This is a genomic window from Herminiimonas arsenitoxidans, assembly GCF_900130075.1.
Classification (GTDB): domain Bacteria; phylum Pseudomonadota; class Gammaproteobacteria; order Burkholderiales; family Burkholderiaceae_D; genus Oxalicibacterium; species Oxalicibacterium arsenitoxidans.
On the sequence record NZ_LT671418.1, the window covers coordinates 860,489 to 884,196 of the forward strand.

Below are 23,708 nucleotides of genomic sequence, written 5' to 3' on the forward strand. Positions count from 1 at the left end.
GCATATTGCTATGAATATAATACGCCTGCATTTGAGCAATGTGGCAAGTCATTCAGACAACAATGCAGCTATTCACCCAGCAATTCTGCAACCGCTTGCAAACCATCGATATGCTCGGATATCACCTTGATGATGACGATGATGGGAATGCCAAGCAACATGCCCCATACGCCCCAGAGCCACGCCCAAAACAACAGAGAAACGAATACCGCAGCAGCATTCATCTTGGCGATACGCCCTGTCATCCATGTCGTCACGAAGGTACCAACAATTGTTGCAATCGCCAGCGTCGCGCCGCCAACTGCCAGGACAGATGAAAACGTCCCAAACTGCATGAATGCTGTTACCCCAGTCGCAGCCACAATCAACAGCGGCCCGAAATAAGGAATGATGTGCAGAAAGCCTGCCGCAACCGCCCATGCACCCGCATTTTCCAGACCGATCCAGCGCAAAGCGATCCATACCAGCAAGCCGAACAAAACATTGGTCACCAACAGCATGAACATATAGTTCTGAATCGACTTATTGATCGCATCCAGAATATGCACTGTGATCTTGCGGGACGATAAGGAACGGCCACTGATTTTCACTAGCTTTCGTCGGAAGGTATCGCCTGACAGCAAAAAGAAAAACACCAGAAACACCACCATCACCGTTTGACTCAAGAATCCAACCGCGCCCATCGATCCGGCCCATAACCACTGGCTCAGATTAAAAACCGATTGCTCAGTCGCCGAACTCTTGATCACAGGCCGTACACCGGCGGCTTGATTGGTTGCCTTTTCAATTTCCGTTGCTGCTGCCTGCATTTGTTGAATTGTGCTGGTCTGCCCTTTCTGTAAATTTTTCAGTGAGCGTGACAATTTTTGCGTCGCTGTCGGCAAGCTGACCAGTATCGAATTGAACTCATCGCGCAAATTATTTGCCGTTAATAATGCACTGCACAGAATCGCAACAATCACCAGTGACGTTCCCAGCAAACGCGGGATGCGTATGCGCTCCAGCCAGACAACCAATGGGTTCAACGTATACGCAATAAAAATACCGAATAACAGCGGGATAAAAAAGGCATGCGCAACAGAAAGTGCGAAGACAAACGCCACGATCGCAATAATCGTCAGCGCCACACCGCGCGAATTAACGGGCAGATGAATGACTGTCGTCGTACCGGTCTGATTAACTGGTATGCCAGCAACGACATCAGTGCTCTGTGACGCCACCGGATCTATATTTTTATCAGTCATTTTGTGTTTGGGGGAATGGCGCAATGAATAAAGCGCGCCCTTAAAAATTGAAGAGAAGAATGAAAAAGATTGTCCCACATGCATTTCAATCACGCACCGCAATTTCTATGTATGAAGACGCATCATTGCCCTATGTACGATAACGTACGGACAACAAGTTGCTCATCGTTTACCTTACAAAGGAAGGTGAATATCTGCATGCATAAGTGCAGGCACATTTATGAACCTAATCAAAAAGGAGATCTCATGCTCTATACCATTGCTGTTGTACTCGTTATCCTGTGGCTGGTCGGTTTGGTCAGCTCCTATACGATAGGCGGTTTCATCCATATTCTGCTGGTCATCGCTATCGTGATCGTATTACTGCGCATCATCAGCGGCCGCAAGCCTTTGTGACGACTTAGGCGCCCCCTTCAGATCGTGTCACATCTATTGATCTGAGGCATTTATCCGAAAAAGCCGTGCCAGTTTGGCGCGGCTTTTTTATTGTCCGATGACATCGTCACTCTCTGTTTTTATGCAAGCAAGCGTCCGAATCCTCATATAGCTTGTGTCAAACCACAGATAAATCCCGCTTTACAACCATTTTCCAACGTTTTTTCAAAAATTTGCATTGCTACTGCTGGTGTCTATATGTATCCGCTTGGTAACATGATGGGCTAATTCTGGGAAGGATAGAAGTAATGCAAGTAGCGGTTATCGGTGCAGGTGTCATTGGGGTAAGTACCGCCTATTTTTTGGCTGAAGCAGGACACGAAGTTGTCGTCATAGAACGCCACAACAATGTGGCAGAAGAAGCCAGCTTTGGCGATTCCGGCATTCTGGCTCCCAGCAGCATCGCACCGTGGGCAGCGCCTGGTGTTCCGCGCTCCCTTCTCTCCTATCTACTGAAAGCAGAGTCGCCATTAGCGCTCAATCAGATGTGGAAGCCTTCCATGCTGCGCTGGATGCGCCGTTGGTTGAAAGAATCCAATCTGGAGCGCTATCGCATCAATCGTGAACGCATGCAACGCATCGCGTTTTACAGCCGCGACCTCATGCAGCAACTGCGTGAACAGCACCAACTGGATTACGAACAAACTCCCGGCTATCTGCAATTGTTTCGTTCTGAGCAGGATTTGCGACTTGCACAAACCGCATTCGACTTCCTCACTGAATTCAACATCCCGCACAATGCACTCACTGCGGCCAATGCACATGCGCTAGAACCTGGACTCAATCCCAATACACCGCTTGCCGGCGGTTTGTATTTGCCAGAGGACGAATCCGGTAATTGCCCGCTCTTTACGCGCCAGATTCGCGCTCTTGCGCAAGCCATGGGTGTGGAGTTTCACTTCGGCAGCAAGGTCAATACAATCCAGCAATCCGAGCGCGGCGTAGTCATGCAGATCGATGACCGCAGCTTTAGCGCAGATAGTGTCGTCCTCGCGACTGGCACAGACAGTGCAAAGCTACTCGCACCGCTAGGATTGCATCTCCCGCTTTGTGCTGTAAAAAGTTATTCCGCCACGACGACTATCCGCAATTTTGAATCCGCACCGGTCGCAGCCGTCATGGATGAAACCTACAAGGTCGCCATCACGCGCATGGGCAAGCGCATCCGTGTCGCAGGCACAGCCGAATTGGGATCATCGACACAAGAGTTGCGTCAGTCCGCATTAAACACCTTGCTGAAAGTTGGATACGACTGGTTCCCCGATGCCTGCAATTACAACACGGCGGCATTCTGGTCAGGTACCAGCCTGATGTTGCCGGATGGCCCACCAGTCATCGGTGCCACCTCGGTCAGAAACGTATTCGTCAATATCGGCCACGGCTCTACGGGCTGGGCGATGGCAGCAGGATCAGGCAAAGTGTTGGCCGATATCATCTCTGATCGCACACCCGATATCGATATCGATGGCTTAACGCCTTTACGCTATCGGTAATTAATACGGATGTAATTGGTCTAAAATCAAATGCGCCAGCGATCGCCGATGCCATCGCACTCATTTGATTGCAGATCCGAACATGACCGACATCCATACGCTTTACACCGTTGCCGACATTCGCAAGATAGAACAAGCGGCGCTCGCGACACTTCCCTCTTACACCTTGATGCAACGCGCCGGCAAAGCGGCCGCAGAATTTGCCTACACGCTGCAACAAGAGCGTGACAAGGCAGGTCGCATTCTGGTTTTGGCTGGCCCTGGCAATAATGGTGGCGATGCGCTTGAGGCTGCCAGCCAACTAGCAAATGCCGGTTTAAATGTCTCTATTTTTCTCGCAGCTAATGCCGAGAATCTCCCTGCCGATGCACAACAAGCATTGAAGCGCGCCAAAAGTGGCAAAGCAACATTTCTTGAAACCGTCGATACTGCTGCACTGAACACGACTGATTGGGCGTTGGTCATTGATGGTCTATTCGGCATCGGCCTCACACGTGCAATCACAAACGATACGCATGATTTAATCGCTGCCATCAATACTTTATCCTGCCAGATACTCGCACTGGATGTGCCTAGCGGATTAAACGCAGACACCGGTGCCATCGTCGGCGAAGATGCCGGCATCGCGATTCAAGCAACGCATACCATCACTTTTATCGGCAACAAACCTGGCTTGCACACATGCGAAGGACGCGATCATGCTGGTGAAGTCAGCGTAGTCGATCTGGATATTGCAGAGGATTTGTTCCTGCCATCGCGCATGCAATTAAGTCGTACCGAATTGTTCTGCGCAACACTCCGCCCCAGACGACACAATTCCAATAAAGGCAGTTACGGCGACGTCAGCATACTCGGCGGCGCACATGGCATGGTCGGTGCAGCCGTACTCGCCGCGCGCTCTGCCACCAAATGTGGCGCCGGACGTGTGTTTATCGCCAGCCTGGCGGAATCAATTACTTATGACAACCAGCAAGCCGAGCTGATGTGCCGCTTGGCAGGCAATATGGATTACGAGAGCACGACAACAGTCGCCGGCCCCGGATTAGGAACATCGCGACCAGCACACGATTGTCTTACCAGAGCAATCCTTGCCAATACACCTCTCGTACTGGATGCCGACGCCTTGAATCTCATCGCGGTCGAATCCGGCTTGCGACAAAAGCTACTGTTACGTCACGCATCTACAATCTTGACGCCGCATCCACTGGAAGCCGCGCGTCTGCTTGGTATCACAACGCAACAGGTACAAGCAGACCGCCTTGCTGCAGCACGCACTCTGGCTGCGACATTCCACGCGACAACAATATTAAAGGGTTCTGGCACGGTGATCGCGACACCTGATGGCGACATCGTCATCAACACCACGGGCAATCCAGCATTGGCAACGGCAGGTTCTGGCGATGTATTGGCAGGCTTATGCGGCGCTTTGCTCGCGCAGAATTATCCGGCGTGGGAAGCTGCCGTGGCCGCAGTATGGCTGCATGGCAAAGCAGCGGATGAGTTAGTGGAAAACGGAGTCGGGCCGATAGGCCTTACCGCTAGCGAGCTGATTCCTGAAATTCGCTCTATCTTGAATCGTCTGGTTTATGCAAAACCAGCGCAGATAAATTAGACCAGACGTCCGGCCGCAATCGTGATCGTTCGTTTGCACAAAGCGGCAATCGAGGGATCATGTGTCACCAACACCAGTGTCGATGCGCGCTCGCGATTCAATTCGAACATCAACTGAATCACCGACGCGCCTGTTGCAGCATCCAGACTGCCGGTAGGCTCATCGGCAAACAGTAGTGGTGGTTCGCTCACAAATGCACGCGCTAGTGCTACACGTTGCTGCTCGCCGCCGGACAGATATTTTGGATAATGCTTCAAACGGCTGGCCAGGCCAACACGTGCCAGCATGGCCTCAGCCTTTTCCTTCGCCTTGTTATCACCACGCAACTCCAGCGGCAACATGACGTTCTCTACCGCATTCAAATGTCCCAGCAATTGAAAAGATTGAAAGACAAAACCTAGCCTGGATTTACGTAATCCGGCACGACCATCCTCATCCAATGCGAAGATATCGGTGCCATCCAGTTTGACTGTCCCCTCTGAGGGCGCATCCAGTCCGGCCAGCAAACCAAGCAAAGTAGACTTGCCCGAACCGGACGCACCAACGATAGCAAGCGTGTCGCCCGCTTGCACGGTAAAATCAACAGCTTGCAGAATGGTCAGTTCGCCAGTCGCATCGGCCACACGTTTAGTCAGGTTGAGCGCTTCGATTGCAGGATACAAAGTAGAGGATTCAGACATGCCGATTGATTTCAAGTTTTCGTATCAGGTGGGAAAAGTATTGCGAGCTATTGCATTGATTGCACTCGCATCGTTCACAATGAGCGCTTATTCTGCATCAAAAACCATACTCGTGCTCGGTGACAGCTTATCCGCAGAATATGGCCTGCAACGTGGCGAAGGCTGGGTCAATCTGCTGCAGGAAAAACTGGCCGCAGAAAAAATCAGCGCATCCATTATCAATGCCAGCATCAGTGGTGAAACAACCAGTGGCGGCAAGACACGCTTGCAAACATTACTCGATAAATATCAACCTGCTATCGTCGTGATTGAGCTTGGCGCCAACGACGCATTACGCGGTTTATCGCTCATTTCGACCCAGTTGAATTTACGCGGCATGGTAACAGAGGCCAAGAATGCAAAAGCCAAAGTTCTGTTGGTCGGCATGCAGATACCGCCTAACTACGGCACCGATTACACACGACAATTCGCCGACCTGTTTCCTAAAATTGCCAAAGATACAAAATCTGCACTCGTGCCTTTCATGCTGAAAGATGTCGCCGACAAACCAGCACTCTTCCAGGCCGATCGCATGCATCCCGCAGCAGAAGCACATCCCATCATACTCAACAATATCTGGCCGCAACTGAAGCCATTGCTCACAAAGTGAATACATGAAGAAGTACCCCGCCCTGCTCCCTTTTGCTGAATTATTGCCGACGCTGGAGCAGTTCGATGCCGTCATTGATGTCCGCAGTCCCAGCGAATTCGCACTGGATCATATTCCTGGCGCGATCAATTGTCCGGTGCTGGATGATGAAGAGCGTCATCGCGTCGGTACGATGTATAGGCAAATCGGTTCTTTTGAAGCAAAGAAAATTGGTGCCGCGCTGATTGCACACAACATTGCTAGGCATATCGAAACGCAATTCAGAGACAAACCACAAGACTGGAAGCCTCTGATTTACTGCTGGCGCGGCGGCAATCGCAGCGGTGCCATGGCACTCATACTGGCACGCATTGGCTGGCCAGCAGTGCAGCTAGACGGTGGCTACAAGGAATATCGTCGTTATGTGAATACCGAATTGGCAGAACTGCCATCGCGCTTCACGTTTCAGGTTATTTGCGGCCCGACCGGTAGTGGTAAAAGTCGTTTGTTGCAAACACTAGCTCGCAACGGCGCTCAAGTGCTTGATCTGGAAAAACTGGCATCGCATCGCGGCTCCGTACTCGGCAATTTACCAAGTGAAGCACAACCATCGCAGAAGAAATTCGAAAGTGACATCTGGCAAACATTGCGCCAATTCGATCCTCAGCAAGTCATCTACATAGAATCAGAAAGCAAAAAAGTCGGCGATCTGCGCGTCCCCGATGCCTTGATAGAGAGCATGCGCAAATCCAAGTGTATTGCTCTCAACCTAAGTCACGACAATAGAATCAAGTTACTCATGCAGGATTACTCACATTTCCTCAATGATCCAACCCTGCTGAATACGCAACTTGCCTGCCTGGTACAACTCCACGGTCGTGAAAAGATCGCACTATGGCAAGCAATGGCTTCCAATCAAGAGATGGAAAAACTGGTCGGCGAATTACTACGTGATCACTATGACCCTGCATACAGTCGATCAATCGAGAGAAATTTTGTGCATGTGAAGGACGCACAGCAAATCAATCTATCGGGATTATCTGACGCCGAGTTCAATACTGCAGCAGAACAAATCAGCTTACTGGCACCAACATAATCTTCTGATCACGGGTACAACGCATAATAAAAAAGCCGCTTTTCAGCGGCTTTTTTATTGAATGCACCTCAGTGCATAAAGTCTTTATTCCACAGTATCTGTCTTGGCGACAGCTGGCTTAAGAATTTTCACTTTGGCTTTTTGTTTCAAGACATCGATATATGCCTGCATCTCTTCCTGAGCCAACGCTGCAGTGATTTGCTGCTTCTCGGCTTGACGCTTGGCATCATCGACCTTCGTCGGTTGTACCACACGCACGATGCGCAATACACCGTAACCTTGATTCGGCACTTCAACGCCAACATACGCAGGCAACTTACTGGTGTCCGCTTTCATCACTGCCAGGAACAAAGCTGGATTCACGCCTTGGCTTTTCGCACGCGATACTGTTTGCGTTGCCGAGAAACCAGTCGCATCATCCTTCGCTTTCAACTCAGCCAATTTCGTTTCGCCCGCTTTTTTAGCCAGAGCAGTAGCTTCAACCTGAATGACGCGATCACGTACTTGCGCCTTCACTTCTTCGAAAGGACGCTTGCTTGCAGGCTTGTACTCAATTACACGACCAGCGATCAGCGTATTTGGCGCAACTTCCACTGCTTCCGTATTGCGTTTATTTTTCAACGAATCTTCGGAGAACAATGCAGCCAGGAATTTCTGATTATTGAACGGTGCAGTCGGTGCAATAGCAGGATTCGGTTGGCGCGACAGATTGTTAGCTGTTTCAATTTTCAGCTTCAGTTTGTCAGCCACTGTTTTCAGGCTATCAGCTTGTTCGTAAACCGTATTGTTGAAAACATCTGCGGTTTCCGCATATTTCTTGGTGACTAATTGTTTTCTGATTTCATTGGCGATTTCGCCTTTGACTTCATCCAGAGATTTGGTCGATGCCGGTTTGATCGCCGTTACTTTGATGATGTGGAAACCGTAATCCGATGGCACCAGATCGCTCAACTCGCCCTGCTTCAATTTGAAAGCAGCATCTTCAAATGGTTTGACCATCATGCCTTTGCTAAAAAAGCCGAGATCGCCACCACGTTCTGCAGAACCTGGATCGTTCGAATTCTCTTTCGCCAGCTTGGCAAATTCAGATGGATTCTTGCGTAGTGTTTCCAGCAATTTCTCTGCTTTGGCTTTCGCTGCGGCTTTATCTGCATCAGATGCATCTTTATTCACGGCAACCAGAATATGGCTGGCACGACGCTGCTCATCCACGCCATAGTGTTTTGCGTTTTGCTCGTAGTACGACTTGATGTCCGCATCGCTCACATTGATTTGCGAAGCAAGCGCATCAGCCGTCAGCACTACGTATTCCGCCTTCACTTCTTCTGGCACGGAAAACTCATTGCTCTTGTCGTAATACGCTTTGAGCATGTCGTCCGTCACCTTGACTTGTGAAGCATAGTCAGGTGCCTTGAATGTCAGGTATTGCACTTCGCGCTCTTGCTCGCCCAGCTCAGACAAACGCTTGGCCAGTGAGTCCGGCGCAAAAGCTGTTGCTTGAATCGCCGCATTGACTTGCTGCATGGTCAAGTCATGACGCAAATTGCTTTCATACATTGTTGGCGTCATGCCTTGCGCTGCCAACAGTGTTTTGTATCGTTCTATATCAAACTTGCCATCGGCTGTGGTCAAGCCCATGCCCATAATGGTTTGTTGCAAGGTTTGATCCGAGACGGATAATTTTTCACGCTTGGCTTCGGCTGCCAACACACGTTGTGCAATCAGATTTTCCAAAACTTCTTGTTTCGCTTCTGGCGTATCGAACATCTTCGGATCGAATTGCTCGCCAAACATTTGGCGGAAACGCTCCATCTGGTCGCGTTGCGCCGCATCCCATTCTGGTTGCGTAATCGGCTGACCATCAACTTTTGCAACGGTCGTGGAAGAGTCGCCCATACTGGTGTAGCTCTCCAATCCGAACAATGCGAACGAAGGGAAAATTACCAGCAGCAGCAGAAACTGCATCAGACGTTGGTGGGTGCGAATGAAATCAAACATGGCTAACCAATCACAGACAAAGCGCGATCAATACGTCGCATATATGAAAAAAGGCGAACTCTCGTTCGCCTTTTTGGTTTTTGGCGGAGTGGACGGGACTCGAACCCGCGACCCCCGGCGTGACAGGCCGGTATTCTAACCAGCTGAACTACCACTCCTAAACTACTTGATGTTTATTTTGCGAGTTTGACTGATGGTGGGTGCTGACGGGGTCGAACCGCCGACCTACGCCTTGTAAGGGCGCCGCTCTACCAACTGAGCTAAGCACCCAAATCTTTGCTTAACCAGACAAACATACAGCGTTGTCACCACGCCGCAAAAGAAATTATTTTACAGCATGTTGAATCAATTTGCTACTAGTTAACCGCGTCTTTCAAAGCTTTGCCTGGTTTAAATTTAGGCACTTTAGCTGCTTTGATTTTGATGGCTTCGCCAGTACGTGGGTTACGACCCGTACGTGCTGCACGTTTGCCTACGGAAAATGTACCGAAACCAACCAAGGTAACAGTGCCATTTTTTTTCAATGTGGTTTTGACTGCACCGATCACAGCGTCAAGCGCGCGTGCTGCCGCAGCTTTGGAAATATCAGCGGAACCAGCAATGTGGTCAATCAATTCGGTTTTATTCACTTACGTCCCCTCACAAAGGTTTAATACCGCATCTCGTTCTTACGAAAAAGTAGTAAGACGACGATGCGGACGCAGAAAAATCTGCAGGAAGTATTAAACAAGCCGCAAAGCCTTGTGTCAAGCGCTTTGCAAAGCTTTTCCCTCTGAAAATTAACATTTTTTTCTGTTTTAGATTCTCAACATTCATGCATACGATATTTTTACGCGAAAAAAAAGCGCTCCGAAGAGCGCTTTTTAAATGCTGACAATCAATGCTTCATGACACTGGGATCAGTTGGTTCAGCAGGTTTGGCAACAGCAGTATCAACCACTGCAACTTCCTCATCCGTCAACGGTACTGGTGCGCGTTCCAATGCAATTTCAAGCACCTTGTCGATCCAGCGCACTGGAACGATTTCAAGCTTGTTCTTCACATTGTCTGGAATCTCTGCGAGATCCTTCACGTTTTGTTCAGGTATCAAAACAGTCTTGATACCACCGCGATGCGCCGCTAACAGTTTCTCTTTCAAGCCACCGATAGGCAATACTTCGCCACGCAAGGTAATCTCGCCCGTCATCGCAACATCAGCACGCACAGGAATACCTGTGAACACCGACACCATCGCCAAGGTCATCGCTACACCAGCCGATGGACCATCCTTAGGCGTTGCCCCTTCAGGTACGTGAATATGGATATCGCTCTTTTCGAAGATGTCGGCTTTGATACCAAGTTTCTTCGCGCGGCTACGCACAACTGTGCGCGCTGCTTCGATCGATTCCTTCATCACGTCGCCCAAGGTACCGGTACGAATGATGCCGCCCTTACCTGGCATCGCCATCGATTCGATCGTCAGCAAATCACCACCGACTTCGGTCCATGCCAAACCGACGACCTGACCGATTTGGTTTTCTTTTTCGGCAACGCCGAAATCGAATTGACGTACGCCAAGGAATTTATCAAGGTTCTTGGTTGAGATCGTGACTTTTTTGTCCTGTTTTTTGAGCAGCAACATTTTCACGACCTTACGGCAGATCTTCGAAATTTCTCGTTCCAGCGAACGTACACCGGCTTCACGCGTGTAGTAACGAATGATGTCGCGTATCGCGGATTCGGCCACACTGATCTCGTCTTCTTTCAGACCATTGTTCTTGATCTGCTTAGGCAACAAATAGCGTTGTGCGATGCTGGTTTTTTCATCTTCGGTGTAACCCGACAGACGAATAACTTCCATACGATCGAGCAAGGCTGGCGGAATGTTGTACGAGTTCGAAGTCGCAACAAACATCACATCCGACAAATCAAAATCGACTTCAACGTAGTGATCCGAGAACGTGTGGTTTTGCTCAGGATCGAGTACCTCGAGCAAAGCCGACGACGGATCGCCACGGAAATCCATACCAAGTTTGTCGATCTCATCCAGCAGGAACAACGGATTACGTACGCCGGTTTTCGCCAGGCTTTGCAAAATCTTGCCAGGCATAGAACCGATGTAAGTACGACGATGGCCGCGAATCTCGGCTTCATCACGTACACCACCCAAAGCCATACGTACGAACTTGCGGTTCGTTGCACGTGCAATCGATTGGCCGAGCGAGGTTTTACCCACGCCTGGAGGTCCGACGAAGCACAGGATAGGCGCTTTCAGTTTGTCGACGCGTTGTTGCACGGCGAGGTATTCCAGAATGCGTTCTTTCACCTTGTCGAGACCGTAGTGATCGTCTTCCAATACTTTTTCAGCATTGGCCAGATCGTTATTCACTTTCGATTTTTTCTTCCAAGGCAAACCAAGCAAGGTGTCAATGTAGTTGCGCACAACCGTTGCTTCAGCCGACATTGGCGACATCAGTTTGAGTTTCTTCAACTCATTCTGAGCCTTGGCCAATGCTTCCTTAGGCATTTTGGCAGCAATGATTTTCTTCTCGAGATCTTCGAGATCAGCGCCCTCTTCACCTTCGCCCAATTCTTTTTGAATCGCTTTGACCTGCTCGTTCAAATAGTATTCGCGTTGCGATTTTTCCATCTGGCGCTTCACACGACCACGGATGCGCTTCTCGACTTGCAGAATGTCGAGCTCGCCTTCCAGTTGGCCGAGCAGATGCTCATAGCGTTTCGCTACGTTGAAGATTTCGAGGATGACTTGCTTCTGCTCAAGTTTGAGCGGCAAGTGCGCAGCGATGGTGTCAGCCAAACGGCCGGCATCATCGATGCCTGCCAGCGAAGTCAGTATCTCTGGCGGGATTTTTTTGTTCAGTTTTACGTATTGATCGAACTGTTGAACGATCGCGCGACGCATCGCTTCCACTTCGGACTCATCGCCCGCTTCGGATTCAATCGGCGTGAGATCAGCAACGAAATGCGTATCCAGCTCACTGATGTGATGAATACGTGCACGTTGCGCGCCTTCGACCAACACCTTTACGGTGCCGTCTGGCAGCTTCAACATTTGCAGAATATTGGCGACGCAGCCGATTTCATAAATATCGTCGGCTGACGGCTCGTCTTTGGCAGCAGCTTTTTGCGCGGCAAGCATGATGCTCTTGCCTTGCTCCATTGCGGCTTCGAGCGCCTTGATTGATTTAGGACGACCGACGAACAGAGGAATTACCATGTGCGGGAAGACAACAACATCACGCAACGGTAACAGCGGCAGTTGGGTTTGTTCAGTGGAAATAGTAGTCGTCATGGCGAGCCTTATCTATAAACGTGTTAATGATGTTGGCGCTAACGGCCAAAACACAAGCCCGGACAGCAACAAAAATCATCCAGAAAAATAAAAAAGCCACCCGCGAAGTTGTCTTCGAAGTGGCTTTACTATGGAAGCCTGAATGATCCCTGCTGGTTTTAATTGTACTGCGTTTTAATTGAAAAACGGGCTAAAAAAGCCCGTTTTTGGTAATTTCTGCCTGTTTTTACAAAACTTTACTGTTTTGCTCCAGATACTTTAGGTTGCTCATGATAGATCAGCAATGGCTTCGCGCCATTTGTGATCGTTCCTTCATCAATGACAACCTTGGCAACATTTTGCTCATTCGGCAATTCGAACATGACGTCCAGCAATGCATGTTCGAGTATCGAACGCAAACCACGTGCACCGGTTTTGCGTGCAATTGCCTTCTTCGCAATTGCCTGCAAAGCAGCAGGACGGATTTCCAGTTCTGCGCCTTCCATTTGCAATAATTTGGAATATTGCTTGATCAGCGCATTCTTTGGTTCGAGCAAGATCTGAATTAATGCTTCTTCATCCAGTTCACGCAATGTTGCCACTACTGGCAGACGGCCGACCAATTCAGGAATCAAACCGAATTTGATCAAATCTTCAGGTTCGGTATCCAGCATGACCTGGCTGGCAGTACGTTCTTCACGGCTCTTCACGCTAGCCGAGAAACCGATACCACTCTTCTCCGAACGCTCGGAAATGATCTTCGCCAAGCCATCAAATGCACCACCGCAGATGAACATGATGTTGGTTGTATCGATTTGCACGAAATCCTGATTCGGATGCTTGCGACCACCTTGTGGCGGCACTGAAGCCATCGTACCTTCGATCAACTTCAGCAAGGCTTGCTGCACGCCTTCACCGGATACGTCACGTGTGATCGATGGATTGTCTGACTTGCGTGAGATCTTGTCGATCTCATCGATATAGACGATACCTTTTTGCGCACGTTCGACTTCGTAATTACAGTTCTGCAAAAGCTTCTGGATGATGTTTTCCACATCTTCACCAACGTAACCAGCTTCAGTCAGCGTCGTTGCATCGGCGATGACGAACGGTACGTCCAGAGTGCGTGCCAGTGTCTGCGCCAGCAAGGTCTTGCCGGAACCAGTAGGACCGACTAACAAGATATTGCTCTTGGCCAGTTCTACATCGTCCTTCTTACCGAGATGCTTCAGTCGTTTGTAGTGATTGTAGACAGCGACCGACAAAATGCGTTTGGCGGCGTTCTGCCCGATCACATATTGATCCAGCAATTCACATAACTCTTGTGGTGTTGGCAGATCCGTACGCGGACCGGCAACGCTTTCTACACTCGATGCTTCATCGCGGATGATGTCGTTACATAAATCGATACATTCATCGCAAATAAACACGGATGGCCCAGCAATGAGCTTTTTCACCTCGTGCTGGCTCTTGCCGCAGAACGAGCAGTAGAGCAATTTTTCGCCGGTTGAGGATTTTTTCTCTGACATGGTGCGCGTTATCTATGGTTGGATAGTGATTGATATTACCTGCGAATTACAAATTCGTCACGCCATGCAAAAAAGTTAGTGTGAAATGGCCTGCGCCACAAAACAAAACGCCCGAACGTTGATGCGCCCGGGCGTCACTTATTACATAGCCAACGAATCAAGCGCGCGTTGTCAAAACTTTATCGATCATGCCGTACTCAACAGCAGCATCGGCCGACATGAAATTGTCGCGATCAGTATCTTTACTGATTTCGTCTATCGTTTTGCCGGTTCTTTCAGCAAGAATACCGTTCAATCTTTCACGCAGATACAAGATTTCGCGTGCCTGGATTTCGATATCCGAAGCTTGGCCTTGCGCACCGCCCAAAGGCTGATGAATCATGATACGCGAGTTAGGCAAGGAGAAACGCTTACCTTTCTCACCAGCTGCCAACAGGAAAGCACCCATCGACGCAGCCAAGCCAGTGCACAAAGTCGAAACATTCGGCTTGATGAACTGCATCGTGTCATAAATCGCCATGCCGGCCGAAACCGAGCCGCCTGGCGAGTTAATGTACAAGGAAATATCCTTGTCCGGATTTTCGCTTTCCAGGAACAGCAACTGCGCAACAACCAGATTGGCCGATTGATCATTCACCGGGCCAACCAGGAAAATGATGCGTTCTTTCAGCAAACGCGAATAAATATCGTATGCGCGTTCACCGCGACCGCTCTGTTCGACCACCATTGGAACCATACCGAGCATATCGGTATCAAGAGCAGAAGTACGAGTCATGCTTGTGGTCATGTGCTTTCCTTATGAGCGCACAAGTGCTTAAGCTTGTGCGTTGTTACCCATCAATTCATCGAACGCAACCGGTTTCTCGGTTACTTTCGCTTTACCCAGCACGTAGTTGACGACGTTTTCTTCCAATACAAGGGCTTCAACTTCGGCCAAACGGCTACGGTCGCTGAAATAATACTTCAGAACTTGTTGTGGGTCTTCGTAGCTCTGCGCGAATTCTTCAACTTGCGCTTTAACTTGTTCTGGTTTTGCTTGCAGATCGTTCGCTTTCACGACTTCTGCCAAGATCAAACCAAGACGCACGCGACGCTCTGCTTGCTCGGTGAACAATTCAGGTGGGAATGGCAAGTCGCTGACTTTCATACCGCGCTGAGTCATATCTTGACGCGTCATTTCCATCAAACGCTCTACGTCTTGATCGATCAGAGTCTTAGGAACGTCCAACTCGCTGTTCTTGATCAGTGCATCCATGACGCTGTCTTTGGTCTTGGCCTTGATACGGCTGCTGACTTCGCGCTGCAGATTAACTTTGATATCTTCACGCATTTTTTGCAGGTCGCCGTCTGGGATGCCCAGCGATTTTGCAAATTCAGCATCGACTTCTGGCAGATGCGCCCATTCGATTTGCTTCAATGTGATCGTGAATTCAGCTGTTTTGCCAGCAACATCTTTGCCGTGGTAATCAGCTGGGAATGCCAACGGGAAGGTTTTCGATTCGCCAACTTTCAAGCCGATAGTGCCTGCTTCAAATTCAGCCAACATGCGGCCTTCGCCCAATACGAAAGCGTAGTCTTCAGCTTTACCGCCTTGGAATTCAACGCCGTCGATGGTGCCGACGAAGTCGATAGTGACGCGGTCACCGTTTTTAGCTGTCAGATCGGAACCGCCATCGCCGTGCGCGCTTTGCTCGCCTTTGACGTGGTAGTGCACGCGTTGCTTGCGCAGGATGTCGATGGTTTTATCGATTTCTGCATCGCTGACGTCAACCGTAGTTTTTTCCACTTCGGCTGCCGACAAGTCACCCACTTTAACTTCTGGGTAAACTTCAAACGTTGCATTGAAAACCATGGTGCCATCTGTAGCAGCATCGTCAGTTTTCGGTTCGATTTTTGGAAAACCGGCAACGCGCAGATTGTTTTCGCTAGCAGCTTCGTTGAATGCACGACCTACTTTGTCGTTCAATACTTCGTTTTCGACTTGATAGCCGTACTGTTGCGCGACCATTTTCATCGGCACTTTACCAGTACGGAAGCCAGGCGCCTTGACCGTACGAGCACGGACTTTCAGGCGTTTTTCAACTTCCGCTTGTACATCAGCCATAGGCACGGTGATCGTGATACGGCGTTCAAGTTTGTCCAGAGTTTCGACTGCAGTTGCCATGTGAATCGTCCAAAAAATAAAAAATTCTGTGGTGCGAGGAGGGGGACTCGAACCCCCACACCATTGCTGGCGTCAGGACCTAAACCTGGTGCGTCTACCAATTTCGCCATCCTCGCGGGAATGTGCACTAAGTGCGCAAATACAAAAGCAAAAGGCGACCACGAAGTGAAAATTAGGGTCGCCCTGCACTGCCTTTTGTATCGGCTGTTCAACTTCAACCCGGGATTTTACTGGATTTTACGAAGCCTGCGCTGATTTTTGACACTTTGCCCACTCTGGCCGATTAAACGCTTGCTCTGAGAGGGATATTTAACTCGCATTTAAGCAATAGATTGAGGCTATAGCGAGCAGCAAAGTGGCTAATCAATAAGCTAGAAACCCGCGCTGATTTAGCAGAGACGCATCTATTTTCAATTACTATGCAGGCTAACCGTCAGCATTCAGCAAAGAAACTTTTATTCTTTGCTAATTAGGCTTCATTTACCGATTACGCGTCTCAAAGCACTCATGTCTGTCGATCATTACGAAAATTTCCCTGTTGCATCCATACTCCTGCCAGCCAAGTTGCGTCCGGCAGTAGAAGTCATTTATGCGTTTGCCCGTAGCGCAGATGATCTGGCCGACGAAGGCGATGCCACGCCGGAGGAAAGATTAGCTGCGCTGGCAGAATACGAAAACGGCCTGGATCAAATCGAGGCAAGAGAAACACCCGATATGGCTCTGTTCAGAGCATTGGCTCAAGTCGTGACAGAGTATCAATTGTCTTTGCAACCATTCCGTGACCTGCTGTCTGCATTCAAGCAAGACATCGTCACCACGCGCTACGCAAATTTTGATGACCTGCTGGATTACTGCCGCCGCTCTGCCAATCCGGTCGGTACCTTGATGCTGCATTTATATAGCGCGGCCAATGCGGAAAATCTGCGTGACTCAGACGCCATCTGCTCTGCGCTTCAACTCATCAATTTTTGGCAGGATGTCGCAATCGATTGGAAGAAAGAACGTATTTATCTGCCGCTGGAAGATATGCAGACGTTCAACATTGCTGAAAAACAAATTGCCAGCCAAGACGTAGACGCTGCATGGCGCAAGCTGATGCAATTTGAAGTGGCACGTGCTCGCGCCATGCTGTTGTCTGGCGCACCACTGGCAATGCGCTTGCCCGGGCGCATAGGCTGGGAGCTACGCCTGGTTGTACAAGGAGGATTGCGCATACTGGAGCGCATAGAAGCATCAGATTACGATATGTTCCACCATCGCCCGAAACTAGGAAAAAGCGATTGGCTGGTTCTTTTGGGACGTGCAATCCGCATGAAGGCGCAATAATTCGTCAAGCCTAATTTGCAATCCCAGCGTTCAAACGTGCTTCGCCCAACAATTTATTCGAAATCGCCAGACATTATTTGTTCCGATTGCCTTAGTCGGCTAGCATAGCGGCTTCATTCAGCGTCTAGCGCCCTACTCGCATCTACCTATTTATGTCTCCCGACGAATACTGCCAACAAAAAACCGCACAAAGCGGTTCCAGCTTTTATTACAGCTTTCTGTTCCTGACGCCGGATCGCCGTCGCGCCATTACCGCGCTGTACGCGTTTTGCCGCGAAGTCGATGACACCGTTGATGAATGTACTGATGTCTCAATTGCACGCACCAAATTGATTTGGTGGCGCAAGGAAGTCGCCACGATGACATCTGGCACACCTACACATCCAGTGACTAAAGCACTGCAACCGCATCTGAGCGTATACGACCTCGAGATCGAACATCTGATTGCCATTATTGATGGAATGGAGATGGATCTCGACCAGAATCGTTATCTCGACTTTATTGGCCTGCAAAAATATTGCTGGCACGTTGCCAGTGTGGTCGGTATTTTATCCGCCAAGATTTTTGGTGTGACGAATCCGCAAACATTGCAATATGCTGAAAAGCTGGGACTGGCGTTTCAGCTAACGAACATCATCCGCGACGTCGGCGAAGATGCGCGCAAAGGCCGTATCTATCTACCAGTCAACGAGCTACAGCAATTCAATGTCACCGCGGCCGACATCCTGAACGCACGTCATAGCGACAACTTCGAAAAGCTCATGCAATTTCAAGCTGCACGCGCACAAAAATTGTATGACGAAGCCTTCGCCTTATTACCTAAAGAAGATCGACGCGCACAGCGCCCTGGTCTGATCATGGCGGCCATCTATCGCGCGGTACTGAACGAAGTCGAACGTGATGGCTTTCATGTATTGAACCAGCGTATTTCTCTCACACCTATCCGCAAGTTGTGGCTGGCGTGGATTACCTATGTACGCGGTTAATGACTGAAGCAAAAAAAATTGCTGTTATCGGCGCTGGCTGGGCAGGTTGCTCAGCGGCGGTTGAACTGGCAATTGCCGGACACGCAGTAACACTATTCGAATCATCACGTACCTTGGGCGGCCGCGCGCGCGCCGTCGAGATTCAAGGCAAGTTGCTAGACAACGGGCAGCACATCCTGCTCGGCGCTTATACCGAAACGCTGCGTCTGTTAAAAACCATAGGTGTGGCAGCAAACGACGCACTGCTACGCCTGCCACTGCAAATGCGCTATCCATCCGGCTGTGACGGCATGGACTTTGTGGCACCGCGCCTACCGGCTCCTTTTCATCTGTTTGCCGCATTGTTGCGTACTACCGGCTTGAGCGGCGCAGACAAGATGGCGCTCGCACGTTTTTCCACTACCGCACGCTGGATGGATTGGCGCTTGCATACCGATTGCAGCGTAAGCGAATTGCTGGAGCGTTTCGACCAAACCGAGCGTCTGATCAAGTTGATGTGGCAACCGCTCTGCATAGCGGCACTCAATACACCGCCGGAACGCGCGTCTGCGCAAGTATTTCTGAATGTATTGCGAGATAGCCTCGGTGCTGCGCGTACCGCGTCCGATATGCTGATCCCGCGCACAAACCTGACATCCTTGCTGCCGCAACAAGCCGCTGCTTTTATTGAGCAAAAGAAAGGTTTCGTCAAAGCAGGAGCTAGCGTACAAAAAATAACTGCCAGTGATCAACAGTGGCTGCTCACGCTGAAAAACGAAGAATCGACTAAAGAATTATTTGACGGCGTCGTCATAGCAACGCAGGCGACGACAGCAGCGGCATTATTGACTGGATCGGAAGCAGAAGTCCCAGCGTTCGACTACGAACCGATCACTACCTGCTATTTGCAATATCCGGTAGGAACGCGACTCACCGCACCTTTCTATGCATTGACGGACGATGCGACTCAAGGAGTTTGGGGGCAATTTGTATTTGATCGCGGACAACTAGATGCAAGCCAGGATGGCTTGCTTGCGGTGGTAGTCAGCGTATCAACAGCAGCGACTGAGTTGGGGCAGGAAGCATTGTCTGCAGCGATTGCAGCACAACTGGCCAGCTCGCTACAAATGCCACAATTGGCGCAGCCGCAATGGAGCAAGGTCATTTCAGAAAAACGCGCAACGTTTTCCTGTACGCCGGGCTTGCAACGTCCGGAAGAAAAAACCGTATTCCCTCATCTCGTTCTCGCCGGCGATTATCTGGCCAGCGATTATCCGGCGACGCTGGAATCTGCAGTACGCAGCGGTGTTAAAGCCGCTACCTTACTGAAACAGCATTTCGCTTGATTCTATAAATCAGCCGCAACCTATTCGTGTTCGCGCACACGGTTCAAGGCTTCATCAATGCGTTCCACACCGATGACGGTCAAGCCTTCAATTTTTTGCTTGGGCATATTCGATTTTGGAATCAATGCGAGAGAAAATCCCAGCTTGGCCGCTTCACGCAAACGCTCCTGACCACGCGGCGCAGGACGAATCTCGCCAGCCAGACCGACCTCACCAAACACCACCAAACCACGCGGCAAAGGCCGGCTACGCATCGATGAATGTATCGCCAGCAAAACTGCCAGATCGGCTGCCGGCTCTGTAATTTTTACACCGCCCACTGCATTGATGAAAACATCTTGATCAAACGCTGCGATACCTGCGTGACGATGCAGGACTGCCAGCAGCATTGCCAAACGATTTTGTTCTAGACCAACAGAAAGACGTCGCGCATTCGGCAAGTGCGAGGTATCGACCAAGGCCTGTATCTCTACCAATAATGGACGCGTACCTTCTTGCGTCACCATCACGCAAGCACCAGGCACAGGATTGTCATGTTGCGAGAGGAAAAGTGCCGAAGGGTTGGAGACACCTTTCAAGCCTTTTTCCGTCATCGCGAAAACGCCTAATTCATTAACTGCGCCAAAACGATTCTTGATCGCACGCACCAGGCGGAAGCTGGAGTGTGTATCGCCTTCAAAATACAGCACCGTATCGACAATATGTTCTAGCACGCGCGGCCCTGCCAACGCGCCCTCTTTCGTCACGTGTCCAACCATGATGATGGTCACACCTGTTTGCTTGGCGATGCGCGTCAATTGCGCAGCACATTCACGCACCTGTGCAACAGAACCCGGTGCTGAACTCAGTGCATCGGAGTACACGGTTTGAATGGAGTCGATTACCGCCACATCCGGCTTGTGCTCAGCCAGCGTGTTCAGAATTTTTTCCAGCTGGATCTCAGCCTGCAACTTCAGATCCTTGGCATCGACAGCCAGACGTTTCGCGCGCAATGCGATCTGCGCACCAGACTCTTCGCCGCTGACATATAAAACTTTCTTGATGCGTGAAAGATTGGCCAAGGCTTGCAACAGCAAGGTCGATTTACCAATGCCAGGATCGCCGCCTATCAGCACCACGCCGCCGGCGACTAATCCACCACCCAGCACGCGATCGAATTCCTCAATACCGGTACCAAAACGCGGCACGTCTATCGCTTCGATGTCCGCCAGACTCAACACCGGCGCAGTTTGCGCCAGACCTTGATGCTGCGTAGAAAAACGATTCGAGCCTGATTCAATGACGGTTTCGACCAGCGTATTCCAGGTGCCGCAGGCTGGGCATTGTCCGCCCCATTTGTTGGTAACGCCGCCACATTCGCTGCAGGTGTAATTGGTTTTGGCTTTTGCCATCTGGATGGATTTCTATTCTTTTAGTTGAGTTCAACGATTTGTACGCGTGGTGCAATCGCGCACATCAATTCATAACCGACTGTGCCTGCCGCATTCGCCACGTCATCGATAGGCAAGCCATTTCCCCACAAGGTGACCTTGCTACCGACACGTGCAGTAGCTATCGAAGTGAGATCGACGGTAATCATATCCATCGAAACACGTCCGACAAGTTGTGTCTTCACGCCATCGACAACAACCGGTGTACCTGTCGGCGCCTGTCTTGGATAACCATCGGCATAACCGCAAGCCACCACGCCTATCGTCATCGGCTTGTCTGCAACAAAAGCACTGCCATAGCCAACCGCATCGCCAGCAACGATATGCTGTATGCCGATAATTTCACTGTTCAAGGTCATGGCCGGCAGCAAACCGAAGTCCTGTGCTGTTGCGTCGCCGGGAGTTCCACCATAAAGCATGATGCCGGGACGGACCCAATCCGCAGCACATTCCGGATGCATCAAATCTGCTGCTGAATTGGACAAACATCTTTCGCCTGGCAAACCTTCCGTCGCCGCATAAAAACGTCGCAGTTGTTCGCCCAAGCTCAACCCTGCATTGTTCGGATCTTCCGCATTGGCGAAATGTGTGACGAAAGAGATATCGCGCACAGCAGGTATTGCGCGCAAGCGCTCATAAGCAGCGCGGTAGTGTTGCGGTGTAAAACCCAGGCGATTCATACCGCTGTTCATCTTGAGATAAACATCAATTTTTGTCGTTAGCTTGGCTTTTTCCAACATAACTAACTGCTCAGCACAATGCACAACCGTATCCAGCTGGTAATCAGAGATGGTTATCAGATCGGAGGGGCCAAAAAAACCTTCCAGCAACAAAATGCGTTTGCGCCAACCAAGTTGTCGCAACTTTGCCGCACCATCCAATTCGATCAAACCTAATCCATCCGCATCGGCAAAACCGCGTATGCTACGTTCCAAACCATGGCCATAAGCATTCGCCTTGACGACGGCCCATACTTTGGAACGTGGCGCACACTTTTTCGCACGTTCCAAATTGGTTCGCAAAGCGTTAATATCAATGGTGGCAACAAGCGGTCTAGGCATACGGGAATGTGAAAAAAGTTAAATCGTGACATTCGGTTAAGTCGAATGTCTTTATTTTACCGGACGTGTTGCGCTACTGATGTGCAATTCATTCGGAGGCCCATAGTTTCATGGTATAAAGTCAGCCAGAGACAATAGTAAAAATAGATTAATGCGAATGAATCGCGGTTTTTATACCATCATGGCGGCGCAGTTTTTTTCTTCGCTCGCCGACAACGCCCTCCTAATAGCGGCCATAGCCTTATTAACGGTAATGAAGTCACCCGAATGGATGACTCCATTACTAAAGCTATTCTTTGTCCTGTCTTATGTATTACTTGCCGCTTTTGTCGGCGCTTTTGCAGACGCATTGCCCAAAGGGCGCGTCATGTTCATCACCAACCTGATCAAGATCTTCGGTTGCGGCATGATGTTCTTCGATGTACATCCCCTATTCGCTTATGCTGTGGTCGGTTTTGGTGCTGCTGCTTACTCGCCAGCCAAATACGGAATTTTGACCGAGTTATTACCAGCTGAAAAACTGGTTGCAGCCAATGGCTGGATTGAAGGCCTCACCGTTTCCTCGATTATTCTGGGTACCGTGATGGGTGGCGCGTTGATCAACCCTCAGCTCGCCGCCAAATTACTTGCCTTTGACTTCCCCATCATCAATTTCGGCATCGATACACCAGCAGAAGCCGCTCTGTGCATCATTACAGTTTCTTATCTACTTGCAGCACTCTTTAATCTCCGTATCCCTGATACCGGCGCCCGCTACCCTCATCAAGAACGCAATCCGATCAAGTTAATTGGTGATTTTGCCAATTGCTTCACCACTTTGTGGAAAGACAGGCTCGGACAAATCTCGCTCGCGGTCACCACTTTGTTCTGGGGTGCTGGTGCAACATTGCAATTCATCGTGTTGAAATGGGCGGAACAATCCCTGAACATGCCTCTAGACAAGGCAGCCATTCTGCAAGGCATTGTTGCCGTTGGCGTCGCAGTCGGTGCGATTGCAGCGGCCCGTTTTGTTCCGTTAAAGAAATCGCTATCTGTCATGCCGCTCGGCGTCATCATGGGATTGGTCGTCATCGTCATGACGATGGTGCATAACGTTTGGCTGGCGTATCCGCTGCTGGTGCTGGTAGGCGCGCTATCTGGTTATTTTGTCGTGCCTATGAATGCCTTGTTGCAGCATCGCGGTCACGTGTTGATGAGTGCGGGACACTCCATCGCAGTACAGAATTTCAATGAGAATCTGTCAGTGCTGACTATGCTCTTGCTTTACGCACTGATGGTCAAACTGAATCTGAATATCAATATCGTCATCGTTCTGTTCGGCATGTCCGTCTCCGGCATCATGCTCCTGATCATGCGCAGACACGCAGCCAATCAACGTGAGCACGACTCCTTGTCGCTCATAGGCGAACCCAAACACTAATCTAGCAATT

At 50.0% G+C, this 23,708-nt stretch carries 19 protein-coding genes and 3 tRNA genes; 9 read left to right on the plus strand and 13 right to left on the minus strand.

Going from position 1 to position 23,708, the window contains the following annotated elements; genetic code table 11:
• Window positions 1-68: 68 nt before the first annotated feature.
• Window positions 69-1,244 (minus strand): AI-2E family transporter, encoded by a 1,176-nt coding sequence (locus tag BQ6873_RS03985; RefSeq protein ID WP_083664381.1) that lies wholly within the window; start codon window positions 1,242-1,244, stop codon window positions 69-71.
• Between the two features lie 246 nt (window positions 1,245-1,490).
• Here BQ6873_RS03985 and BQ6873_RS17990 point away from each other — a divergent pair, with 246 nt between their 5' ends.
• From BQ6873_RS17990 to BQ6873_RS03995, 3 genes are all read left to right on the plus strand, one after another.
• Window positions 1,491-1,640: a lmo0937 family membrane protein gene (locus tag BQ6873_RS17990; RefSeq protein ID WP_112992551.1), complete on the plus strand. Its 150-nt coding sequence runs from the start codon at window positions 1,491-1,493 to the stop codon at window positions 1,638-1,640.
• A gap of 287 nt (window positions 1,641-1,927) precedes the next feature.
• Window positions 1,928-3,172: a D-amino acid dehydrogenase gene (locus tag BQ6873_RS03990; protein ID WP_076591491.1), complete on the plus strand. Its 1,245-nt coding sequence runs from the start codon at window positions 1,928-1,930 to the stop codon at window positions 3,170-3,172.
• A gap of 82 nt (window positions 3,173-3,254) precedes the next feature.
• Complete coding sequence (locus BQ6873_RS03995) at window positions 3,255-4,784, plus strand: bifunctional ADP-dependent NAD(P)H-hydrate dehydratase/NAD(P)H-hydrate epimerase (RefSeq protein WP_076591492.1); 1,530 nt, start codon at window positions 3,255-3,257, stop codon at window positions 4,782-4,784.
• Here the strand turns inward: BQ6873_RS03995 and BQ6873_RS04000 are convergent.
• Window positions 4,781-5,464, minus strand: a complete 684-nt coding sequence (locus BQ6873_RS04000) for an ABC transporter ATP-binding protein (RefSeq protein WP_076591493.1) — start codon at window positions 5,462-5,464, stop codon at window positions 4,781-4,783. The two genes, BQ6873_RS03995 and BQ6873_RS04000, sit on opposite strands and share 4 nt — an antisense overlap.
• On the opposite strand from BQ6873_RS04000, the gene BQ6873_RS04005 reads away from it, so the two are divergent.
• Both BQ6873_RS04005 and mnmH read left to right on the plus strand, forming a co-directional pair.
• On the plus strand, window positions 5,463-6,113 hold the full coding sequence (locus BQ6873_RS04005; protein ID WP_076591494.1) for an arylesterase: 651 nt from the start codon (window positions 5,463-5,465) through the stop codon (window positions 6,111-6,113). The genes BQ6873_RS04000 and BQ6873_RS04005 overlap by 2 nt on opposite strands.
• A gap of 4 nt (window positions 6,114-6,117) precedes the next feature.
• On the plus strand, window positions 6,118-7,188 hold the full coding sequence (mnmH, locus tag BQ6873_RS04010; protein ID WP_076591495.1) for a tRNA 2-selenouridine(34) synthase MnmH: 1,071 nt from the start codon (window positions 6,118-6,120) through the stop codon (window positions 7,186-7,188).
• Window positions 7,189-7,272: 84 nt separating this feature from the next.
• Here the strand turns inward: mnmH and BQ6873_RS04015 are convergent, their stop codons facing one another.
• From BQ6873_RS04015 to BQ6873_RS04055, 9 genes are all read right to left on the minus strand, one after another.
• On the minus strand, window positions 7,273-9,186 hold the full coding sequence (locus BQ6873_RS04015; protein ID WP_076591496.1) for a SurA N-terminal domain-containing protein: 1,914 nt from the start codon (window positions 9,184-9,186) through the stop codon (window positions 7,273-7,275).
• 81 nt (window positions 9,187-9,267) lie between these two features.
• Window positions 9,268-9,344: transfer RNA gene (locus BQ6873_RS04020), tRNA-Asp, on the minus strand.
• Window positions 9,345-9,380: 36 nt separating this feature from the next.
• Window positions 9,381-9,456: transfer RNA gene (locus BQ6873_RS04025), tRNA-Val, on the minus strand.
• Window positions 9,457-9,542: 86 nt separating this feature from the next.
• A complete protein-coding gene (locus tag BQ6873_RS04030) occupies window positions 9,543-9,815 on the minus strand; it encodes an HU family DNA-binding protein (RefSeq protein WP_076591497.1) in 273 nt (90 codons plus the stop codon).
• 248 nt (window positions 9,816-10,063) lie between these two features.
• Window positions 10,064-12,478 carry an endopeptidase La gene (lon, locus tag BQ6873_RS04035; RefSeq protein WP_076591498.1) on the minus strand — a complete coding sequence of 805 codons (2,415 nt, stop codon included), beginning with the start codon at window positions 12,476-12,478 and terminating at the stop codon, window positions 10,064-10,066.
• 236 nt (window positions 12,479-12,714) lie between these two features.
• Window positions 12,715-13,986: an ATP-dependent Clp protease ATP-binding subunit ClpX gene (gene clpX, locus BQ6873_RS04040; protein ID WP_076591499.1), complete on the minus strand. Its 1,272-nt coding sequence runs from the start codon at window positions 13,984-13,986 to the stop codon at window positions 12,715-12,717.
• Between the two features lie 157 nt (window positions 13,987-14,143).
• On the minus strand, window positions 14,144-14,773 hold the full coding sequence (clpP, locus tag BQ6873_RS04045; RefSeq protein ID WP_076591500.1) for an ATP-dependent Clp endopeptidase proteolytic subunit ClpP: 630 nt from the start codon (window positions 14,771-14,773) through the stop codon (window positions 14,144-14,146).
• A gap of 27 nt (window positions 14,774-14,800) precedes the next feature.
• The gene (gene tig, locus BQ6873_RS04050) at window positions 14,801-16,150 is read right to left on the minus strand and encodes a trigger factor (protein ID WP_076591501.1); all 1,350 of its coding nucleotides are present in this window, start codon (window positions 16,148-16,150) and stop codon (window positions 14,801-14,803) included.
• A gap of 29 nt (window positions 16,151-16,179) precedes the next feature.
• Window positions 16,180-16,266, minus strand: a tRNA-Leu gene (locus BQ6873_RS04055).
• Window positions 16,267-16,657: 391 nt separating this feature from the next.
• Here BQ6873_RS04055 and hpnC point away from each other — a divergent pair.
• The 3 genes from hpnC (at window position 16,658) to hpnE (ending at window position 19,787) form a co-directional block, all read left to right on the plus strand.
• On the plus strand, window positions 16,658-17,476 hold the full coding sequence (gene hpnC, locus BQ6873_RS04060) for a squalene synthase HpnC (protein ID WP_076591502.1): 819 nt from the start codon (window positions 16,658-16,660) through the stop codon (window positions 17,474-17,476).
• Between the two features lie 152 nt (window positions 17,477-17,628).
• Window positions 17,629-18,462: a presqualene diphosphate synthase HpnD gene (gene hpnD, locus BQ6873_RS04065; protein WP_076591503.1), complete on the plus strand. Its 834-nt coding sequence runs from the start codon at window positions 17,629-17,631 to the stop codon at window positions 18,460-18,462.
• Entirely contained in the window at window positions 18,462-19,787 is a 1,326-nt protein-coding gene (gene hpnE / locus BQ6873_RS04070) for a hydroxysqualene dehydroxylase HpnE (protein WP_076591504.1), read from the plus strand. Before hpnD ends, hpnE begins: the two co-directional genes overlap by 1 nt.
• A gap of 20 nt (window positions 19,788-19,807) precedes the next feature.
• Here hpnE and radA read toward each other — a convergent pair whose 3' ends face one another.
• Entirely contained in the window at window positions 19,808-21,178 is a 1,371-nt protein-coding gene (gene radA / locus BQ6873_RS04075) for a DNA repair protein RadA (protein WP_076591505.1), read from the minus strand.
• 20 nt (window positions 21,179-21,198) lie between these two features.
• Window positions 21,199-22,278 (minus strand): alanine racemase, encoded by a 1,080-nt coding sequence (alr, locus tag BQ6873_RS04080; RefSeq protein WP_076591506.1) that lies wholly within the window; start codon window positions 22,276-22,278, stop codon window positions 21,199-21,201.
• A gap of 157 nt (window positions 22,279-22,435) precedes the next feature.
• Here alr and lplT point away from each other — a divergent pair, with 157 nt between their 5' ends.
• Complete coding sequence (gene lplT / locus BQ6873_RS04085) at window positions 22,436-23,698, plus strand: lysophospholipid transporter LplT (protein WP_076591507.1); 1,263 nt, start codon at window positions 22,436-22,438, stop codon at window positions 23,696-23,698.
• The last annotated feature ends 10 nt before the right edge of the window (window positions 23,699-23,708 follow it).

Bases quoted from the DNA above. Each gene is read 5' to 3' on its own strand.
- hpnD (WP_076591503.1), top strand. From the start codon at position 17,629: ATGTCTCCCGACGAATACTGCCAACAAAAAACCGCACAAAGCGGTTCC.
- clpX (WP_076591499.1), bottom strand. From the start codon at position 13,986: ATGTCAGAGAAAAAATCCTCAACCGGCGAAAAATTGCTCTACTGCTCG.
- BQ6873_RS17990 (WP_112992551.1), top strand. From the start codon at position 1,491: ATGCTCTATACCATTGCTGTTGTACTCGTTATCCTGTGGCTGGTCGGT.
- lon (WP_076591498.1), bottom strand. From the start codon at position 12,478: ATGACGACTACTATTTCCACTGAACAAACCCAACTGCCGCTGTTACCG.
- hpnE (WP_076591504.1), top strand. From the start codon at position 18,462: ATGACTGAAGCAAAAAAAATTGCTGTTATCGGCGCTGGCTGGGCAGGT.
- BQ6873_RS04000 (WP_076591493.1), bottom strand. From the start codon at position 5,464: ATGTCTGAATCCTCTACTTTGTATCCTGCAATCGAAGCGCTCAACCTG.
- BQ6873_RS03985 (WP_083664381.1), bottom strand. From the start codon at position 1,244: ATGACTGATAAAAATATAGATCCGGTGGCGTCACAGAGCACTGATGTC.
- BQ6873_RS04005 (WP_076591494.1), top strand. From the start codon at position 5,463: ATGCCGATTGATTTCAAGTTTTCGTATCAGGTGGGAAAAGTATTGCGA.
- radA (WP_076591505.1), bottom strand. From the start codon at position 21,178: ATGGCAAAAGCCAAAACCAATTACACCTGCAGCGAATGTGGCGGCGTT.
- BQ6873_RS04015 (WP_076591496.1), bottom strand. From the start codon at position 9,186: ATGTTTGATTTCATTCGCACCCACCAACGTCTGATGCAGTTTCTGCTG.
- BQ6873_RS03995 (WP_076591492.1), top strand. From the start codon at position 3,255: ATGACCGACATCCATACGCTTTACACCGTTGCCGACATTCGCAAGATA.
- hpnC (WP_076591502.1), top strand. From the start codon at position 16,658: ATGTCTGTCGATCATTACGAAAATTTCCCTGTTGCATCCATACTCCTG.
- clpP (WP_076591500.1), bottom strand. From the start codon at position 14,773: ATGACCACAAGCATGACTCGTACTTCTGCTCTTGATACCGATATGCTC.
- BQ6873_RS03990 (WP_076591491.1), top strand. From the start codon at position 1,928: ATGCAAGTAGCGGTTATCGGTGCAGGTGTCATTGGGGTAAGTACCGCC.
- mnmH (WP_076591495.1), top strand. From the start codon at position 6,118: ATGAAGAAGTACCCCGCCCTGCTCCCTTTTGCTGAATTATTGCCGACG.
- tig (WP_076591501.1), bottom strand. From the start codon at position 16,150: ATGGCAACTGCAGTCGAAACTCTGGACAAACTTGAACGCCGTATCACG.
- lplT (WP_076591507.1), top strand. From the start codon at position 22,436: ATGAATCGCGGTTTTTATACCATCATGGCGGCGCAGTTTTTTTCTTCG.
- alr (WP_076591506.1), bottom strand. From the start codon at position 22,278: ATGCCTAGACCGCTTGTTGCCACCATTGATATTAACGCTTTGCGAACC.